Genomic DNA, 6,861 nt, shown 5'->3' with positions numbered 1-6,861 from the left:
GTCAGTGTCAGCCCGGATTCATCCCGTCGCGGGGTAGAGCAGTCTGGTAGCTCGTCGGGCTCATAACCCGAAGGTCAGGAGTTCAAATCTCCTCCCCGCCATTTGTCAATTCATGGAAGTCTCAATCCATGAAGTCCGTGTTTATACGTGTTCCCATGGGACCATGGGATGAATGTTTCTTTTCGTATTTCAGTGGGGCGGATTCAAGTAATATGATTGTTGATTGTTTTCTTCCCCCCAAGTCACCCATGCTGGCAAAATCCTTCAAGCGATTCGCCGTGGCCCCCCTTCTCGTGGCTCTCGCGAGCTGTGCAACGGCTCCCGAGGAGAAGGTGAGCCTCCTGGAGCAGGTAAAATCCAGAGGAGAATTGAAGTGCGGCATCAGCGGCGGCCTGCCCGGTTTCAGCTCTCTCACCCCTGACGGCGACTACACGGGCCTGGATGTTGACGTCTGCCGCGCCGTGGCGGCCGCCGCCCTGGGAGATGCCGACAGCGTTGCCTACACCCCCCTCACGGCGGCCCAGCGCTTCACGGCCCTCAGCAGTGGGGAGATCGACCTGCTCTCCCGCAACACCACCCAGACCCTCAGCCGTGATTCGGGTGGCGGTAACGGCCTCGCCTTCGCCCCCGTGGTGTTCTATGACGGCCAGGGGGTCATGGTGCGTAAGGACAGCGGCGTCACCACCCTGGAGGGTCTGGCCGATGCAACCTTCTGCGCAAAGACGGGCACCACCACGGAGCGCAACCTCAACGACGTGATGCAGGCCCGGGGGATCCCCTTTGACATCCGCAATTTCGATGAGGACCCGGACCGCAACGAGGCCTACAAGTCGGGAGGAGTTTGCGCTGCCATGACCGCTGATCGGTCCTCCCTTAACAGCGCCCGCTCCGGATTCGAGGCGCCCGACGATCACGTGATTCTGGACGAGGTGTTGAGCAAGGAACCACTGGCTCCCGCCACGGTGGACGGGGACGCCCAGTGGAGCGATGCGGTGCGCTGGGTTGTCTACGGCCTCATGACCGCAGAAGAACTGGGCATTACCCAGGACAACATTGACGCCCGGGTGGCCGCCGCCACCGACGGTGAAGAGGCGGAGAATGCAGCCCTGCGCCGCTTCCTGGGCCTTGAAGGAGACCTGGGCGGCAAGCTGGGCCTGCCCAACGACTTCGTGGTGCAGGCCGTGGGCGCCGTGGGCAACTACGGGGAGATCTATGATCGCCATCTGGGTCCCGATACGCCCACCTTCATTCCCCGGGGTCTGAACGCCAGCTACACCGAGGGCGGCCTTCACTACGCACCCCCCTTTAATTGAGCCCCGAACCCCTTGCTTCCGGACGGCTGCCGGGGCGGCGTAAGCGGCTTCTGCTGATTCTCCTCCAGGCGGCCATTGGCCTCCTGGTGCTGGGGGTCGTTGCCCTGCTGCTGACCAACCTGCAACTGAACCTGCTTCGCCGTGGCCTGGAGTTGAGCTTTGACTGGCTTGGCGAGCCGGCCCGGTTCCCCCTGCCCAGAGGTCTACTGCCCTACAGAACGGAGGACAGCTACGCCTGGGCCTTTGTGGTGGGGCTTGTCAACAGCCTGCAAGTGGTGGTGGCGGGTCTGGTGCTGGCCACCATCCTGGGGGTGATTGGCGGGGCCGCCAATTTCAGCAGCAACTGGCTCCTGCGGCAACTGGCCGGCCTCTACGTGGCTGTTGCCCGCAACGTCCCTCCCCTGCTCCACCTGCTGTTCTGGTACTTCGTGGTGTTTCTCGGGGTGCCGGCGGCCCGCAACGGGGTGAACGCCGTGGCGGAGTGGCTGAACCTGCCCGTTTCCGTGGAGTTTGTGGCCCTCCTCATCGGCCTCACGGTGTACACCGGCGCCTACATCTCCGAGGTAGTGCGGGGCGGCATCAACTCTGTGCCCCGGGGGCAGTGGGAAGCGGCCCGTTCCCTGGGTTTCGGGGAAGGGCGCACCCTGCGGCTGATCATCCTGCCCCAGGCCTTGCGGGCCATCCTGCCCGGCCTCAACAGCCAATACATCAACCTGGCCAAAAACAGCACCCTGGCCATCGCCGTGGGCTACTCGGATCTCTTCTCCATCGTCAACACCACCTTCAACCAGACGGGGCGCTCCATTGAGGCCTTTGCCTTGCTGGTGCTGGCCTTTCTGGCGGTGGACCTGCTGATCAGCGGGGTGATGAACGTTCTCAATCGCTTGGTGCTGCGCCATGGGTGAATCTCCTCGCTCCGGCTCAGGGTCCCGTCAACTGCTGCTGCGGATCCGTCGCGGCCTGTTTGCCTCCCCCCTGGACACGGTCATCACCGTTGTGCTGGCGGTGTTGTGCGGTGGTGGGTTGTGGAGCTTTTTCCACTGGGTCGTTCTGCAAGCGGACTGGGCCGTGGTGGTGGAAAACGTCCGCCTCTACCTCCACGGCAGGTTTCCGGTGGAGCAGGTGGGGCGAAGCTGGAGTTGGCTGGGCCTGCTGGGGGCCCTCTTCCTGGTGACCCTGATGCCGGCCAGGATGTTGCCGCGACCCGTGCTGCGTCTGCTGCCCCTGCTCTGGATTCTCATCCTGCCCATCGGACTGCTGCTGCTGGCAGGAGGGCTGGGCCTGGAGCCGGTGAAGAGCCGTTTCTGGGGGGGACTGCAACTCAGCCTGCTGCTGACCCTGGGCACCGTTCTCATGGCTTTGCCCCTGGGCATTCTCCTGGCCCTGGCCCGCCGCAGCTCCCTACCCCTGCTGCGCTGGCTCACCACCGGCTACATCGAACTCACCCGGGGGATGCCCCTCATCGCGGTGTTGTTCTTCGGCCAGTTGATGATTCCCCTGTTTCTGCCGGAGGGTTGGACCTTTAACCGGGTGCTGCGGGCGGTGTTGTCCCTGGGGTTTTTCGTGGGGGCCTATATGGCGGAGGACGTGCGGGGTGGACTCCAGGCCATTCCCAGAACCCAGCTTGAAGCGGCCCGCTCCCTGGGCCTCTCCCCCCTGCTCACCATCGCCCTGGTGGAGTTGCCCCAGGCTCTGCGCACGGCCCTGCCGTCTTTGGCCAACCAATGCGTGGCGTCTCTCCAAAGCACCAGCCTGCTGGCCTACCTGGGTTTGATCGAGTTGTTGGGCATCAGCCGCAGCATCCTGGGCAATCCCGACTATCTGGGCCGCCACCTGGAGGTCTACATCTGGCTGGCGCTGTTGTATTGGGCGGTCTGCATTCTGATGACCAGCCTGGCGCGTCGACTGGAGCGCGGCCTCAACGTGACCGGTCACCATTGACCCCCTGCCGATTCCCTACTTCTCGCTCACCAGCCATGGCCTCCGGTATTGCCCCCTCTCCCCAACCCATCGAACTGGCGGTGCGGAGCCAGGGGCTGGACAAAATCTTCCCCAACGGGTTTCAAGCCCTCAGCAAGGTGGATCTGTCTGTATCGAAGGGGGAAGTGGTGGTGATCATGGGTCCCTCCGGCTCCGGCAAGAGCACCCTGATTCGCACCTTCAACGGCCTGGAAACCATTCAGGGGGGCCACCTGGAGGTGCTGGGCCACCACCTGGACGCGGACAACAACCAGAAGGTGGTGAGCAGGATTCGCCGCCACGTGGGGATGGTGTTCCAGCAGTTCAACCTGTTTCCCCATCTCTCCATTCTGGAGAACGTCACCCTGGCCCCCATCTGGGTGCAGAAGCGGGACCGGCAGGACGTGAAGGAAAGGGCTCTGGCCCTGCTGGATCACGTGGGCATCCGTGAGCAGGCCCACAAGTACCCCTCCCAACTGAGCGGCGGTCAACAGCAGCGGGTGGCCATTGCCCGGGCCCTGGCCCTTTCTCCCCGGTTGATGCTCTTTGACGAGCCCACCAGCGCCCTGGATCCGGAGAAGGTGAAGGAGGTGCTGGAAACCATCCGCGCCCTGGCGGCCGAGGGCATGACCATGGTGGTGGTGACCCATGAGGTGGGCTTTGCCCGGGAAGTGGCGGATCGGGTGGTGTTCATGGACGAGGGAACGATTGTGGAAGAGGCCAGCCCCCAAACCTTCTTCACGGACCCGAAAGAGGAACGCAGCCAACTCTTCCTCAGCCGCATCCTCTGACCCGATCCACGGTTGTCAGGGAATGCCCGCCCCTCACTCTCCGTAGGGATGAGCCATGGCCCGGGGGTTCACCACCTGATCAAAACGTTCCGCCGTGATCACCCCCAGGGTCAGGGCGGCGTCCCGCAGGCTGAGCTGGTGGGCATGGGCGTGGAGCGCCACCCTGGCGGCGGCGTCGTAGCCGATTTCCGGCGCCAGCAACAGGGGTTTATAGACGTTCATCTGCAAGTGTCCGCCGCACCCCGCCATGGTGACGGCATTGCTCTGGCCCAGCACCTGCACCGTGGCCATGGCCACGGCTTCGCACTGGGTGGGGTTCACCTTGCCGGACATGATGGAACTGCCCGGTTCGTTGGCCGGGAGCCGCAATTCGCCAAAACCGGCCCGGGGACCCGAGGCCAGCAGACGGATGTCGTTGACGATTTTGTGCAGCCCCATGGCCAGTTGGCCGATGCGGTCCATCAGGTCCACCAGGGCGGCGTGACGTGGTGGTGACCCACGAGGTGGGTTTTGCCCGGGAAGTGGCGGATCGGGTGGTGTTCATGGACGACGGCATGATCGTGGAAGCAGCCAGCCCCCAAACCTTCTTCACCGACCCCAAAGAGGAGCGCAGTAACTCTTCCTCAGCCGCATCCTCTGACCGCCCACCGCTGTCCGGGGATGCAGGCCCCTCTCACCCCCAGGGTCAGGGCAGCGTCCCGCAAGGCGCCGATGTGGTGGCCGTCCACTTCCGAGAGAGGACAGAGTATCAACCTCGTACCTGAAAATCCATGGCGCCGCAGGTGTGCAGAACTTGCTGATACCCATCCCTACGCCAGCAGATCATCAACTGTCTTTGTCACCATGTATTGAGCTGGTGACTCCCGCACCGCAAGTGCGTTGAAGTGCGCCTGTCCACATTTGATCTTTGCGCTCTCGGTGAGGCGAAGGTCATCTGGGGAGGAGCTACCCTTGGTCTCCACAACAAAGTACAGGCGCTCGCCTTCTTCAGAATGGATCAAGACTGCCCAGTCCGGGTTGTAGCTGCCAAGCGGCGTCGGCACCGTGAACCATGCGGGCAACTTGGCATAGACTTTGACCGCTTCATTCTGCTCAAGCTGGTCGGCAAAGCGCTTCTCAACCTTAGACTCGTAGACGACATTGTCATAGACCGATTTGGTTGTGTTCAGCATATTTTTCAAGTAGCCGGTCAGTTCTTTCATCTCGAACAGTTCCTGTGCGTAGTGCTCATCCCCCAATCGCTGATACTTGATACCGTCCACCAGCGCCTGCTGCTTACAGCGGTTGATGGCCTGACCGGCAAGTTCAATGAATTGCTGGGGATTCCGCTTGAAGTCGTCGAGGCGCCCGCTGTCGCTCAGAATGCGCTGGATGCTACGGCGCGTAAGCTGGGTTCGATTCTGAAGCTCCGTCAGCACATCGGGCAGTTCAATGTGGACTTCATTCAACAAGACAGGTGCAGCATCTGCCGTCTTGGTGGCTTCCACGCCAGCTTGACCGATGGCGATATTTGCCTTCCGCCACTGCAGCCGTGCTCTTGAAATCAACGGTGTCTGCAGCGCCAATGTGCATTTCGTCAGCAAGGTCTCGTTGTCAAAGGCCACACAATAGGTAGTTTTGTGTTTGATCCGATCCCATAGCTCCTTGAACTCCGTGCTGTGGAGCACAGCCTGGCGAGGGCGGATGGAGTGCCGCTCGTCAGCATTCTTAATCTCCAGGCAGCCGGCGAGCCTGCGTAGAACCTGGTTGATCTCTGCCCGCTGCTGCGCGAACACATCGGGAACCACCAATGTCCCATCGTGAAGAGCGGTGCGCAGCAAGTCCGTTATGCGGCCCTGGCAATCGATGTAGCCTTCCTTACACAGTTGATTCCACAGGGCTTCGGATGCTTTGCACCCAAGAGCCGTCACCTCTCCAGTGTCATCTGCAACGGGGATCGCTGCAAACTGGTGCTTCTGGACCACGCCAAAGTGAATCCCCGTATCTTTCTCAATCTCACGTTGTAGGTTATGAGCAAACGCCTGATAGCTTTCTATTGCGATGATGGTGAGTGTATTCACATCAAAGCCATGCAGGCGCTGGCCTTTCTGGTTGACGCAAAGGCGCAGCCCGCGCCCGATGGTCTGTCGTCGCTCACGCTCGGTCTGAATGTCCCGCAGGGCGCAAATCTGGAACACATTGGGATTATCCCAACCCTCTCGCAGTGCTGAATGAGAAAAGATGAACTTGAGCGGTGTCTCCAGGCTCAAGAGTTTCTCCTTGTCTCTCATGATCAGATTGTAGGCGCGCTCGGCATTATCCCGATTCGCCTGATTGTTATTCTCGGTATCCGTCCATCCGCCTTTCCTGTCGATAGAAAAGTAGCCATCGTGGACTTTTTCGGCTGCGGTGTTAATATCGACTTCATTGAAGAGGGTATTGTAGTCCGGGTGATTGGCAAAGCGTCGGTACTCTTCCTCAAAGAGCCATGCGTAGTCTCCCTTGCACGCATTACGATTCTCGTCATAACAACGGTAGCGGTTGACGGCATCGATGAAAAAGAGGCTGAGCACCTTGATACCCTGTGGTCGCAGGCGCTTTTCCTTGTCAAGATGTTCCCGGATAGTCCGGCGGATCATTTCCCGCGCTACAATCAGAGAGTCCACATCGCCCCAGGCCTCTCCGCACTTCAGGAATTGTTCACCTCCAGGTATGCGCAGTTCCATCCATTCGTTCCCCTTCTTGACCCCAATCTCACCGATGCGGCAGTCACGGTAGATGACGCGGCCTGTCGTCTGCTCCAGATCATCGCCATTCTG

6 protein-coding genes, 1 tRNA gene and 1 pseudogene are annotated in these 6,861 nt (G+C 61.0%); 6 read left to right on the top strand and 2 right to left on the bottom strand.

The annotated features are described in order from the left end of the window. Positions 1 to 27: 27 nt before the first annotated feature. From BG35_RS0104990 to BG35_RS0104970, 5 genes are all read left to right on the top strand, one after another. Positions 28 to 101, top strand: a tRNA-Met gene (locus tag BG35_RS0104990). A 177-nt stretch (positions 102 to 278) separates the two neighbouring features. Next, entirely contained in the window at positions 279 to 1,313 is a 1,035-nt protein-coding gene (locus tag BG35_RS0104985) for an amino acid ABC transporter substrate-binding protein (protein ID WP_236619791.1), read from the top strand. After that, entirely contained in the window at positions 1,310 to 2,218 is a 909-nt protein-coding gene (locus BG35_RS0104980) for an ABC transporter permease subunit (protein WP_373276968.1), read from the top strand. The genes BG35_RS0104985 and BG35_RS0104980 overlap by 4 nt, the downstream gene beginning before the upstream one ends. Further along, on the top strand, positions 2,211 to 3,254 hold the full coding sequence (locus tag BG35_RS0104975; RefSeq protein ID WP_025781962.1) for an amino acid ABC transporter permease: 1,044 nt from the start codon (positions 2,211 to 2,213) through the stop codon (positions 3,252 to 3,254). The genes BG35_RS0104980 and BG35_RS0104975 overlap by 8 nt, the downstream gene beginning before the upstream one ends. A 68-nt stretch (positions 3,255 to 3,322) precedes the next feature. Beyond that, positions 3,323 to 4,063 carry an amino acid ABC transporter ATP-binding protein gene (locus tag BG35_RS0104970; protein WP_025781961.1) on the top strand — a complete coding sequence of 247 codons (741 nt, stop codon included), beginning with the start codon at positions 3,323 to 3,325 and terminating at the stop codon, positions 4,061 to 4,063. A gap of 33 nt (positions 4,064 to 4,096) precedes the next feature. Here BG35_RS0104970 and BG35_RS0104965 read toward each other — a convergent pair whose 3' ends face one another. Beyond that, positions 4,097 to 4,525: a lyase family protein gene (locus BG35_RS0104965; RefSeq protein ID WP_080688030.1), complete on the bottom strand. Its 429-nt coding sequence runs from the start codon at positions 4,523 to 4,525 to the stop codon at positions 4,097 to 4,099. An 11-nt stretch (positions 4,526 to 4,536) separates the two neighbouring features. On the opposite strand from BG35_RS0104965, the pseudogene BG35_RS14130 reads away from it, so the two are divergent. Further along, a pseudogene (locus tag BG35_RS14130) lies at positions 4,537 to 4,703 on the top strand (polar amino acid ABC transporter ATP-binding protein); the annotation flags it as partial. Between the two features lie 169 nt (positions 4,704 to 4,872). Here the strand turns inward: BG35_RS14130 and BG35_RS13055 are convergent. Further along, positions 4,873 to 6,861 (bottom strand): restriction endonuclease (locus BG35_RS13055; RefSeq protein WP_025781957.1); only part of this gene is annotated, 1,989 nt, incomplete at its 5' end.

Origin of the sequence: Candidatus Synechococcus spongiarum SH4 (genome assembly GCF_000586015.1) — a bacterium.
Classification (GTDB): Bacteria; Cyanobacteriota; Cyanobacteriia; order PCC-6307; family Cyanobiaceae; genus Synechococcus_B; species Synechococcus_B spongiarum_F.
This window is presented reverse-complemented; position numbering and strand designations above follow the sequence as displayed.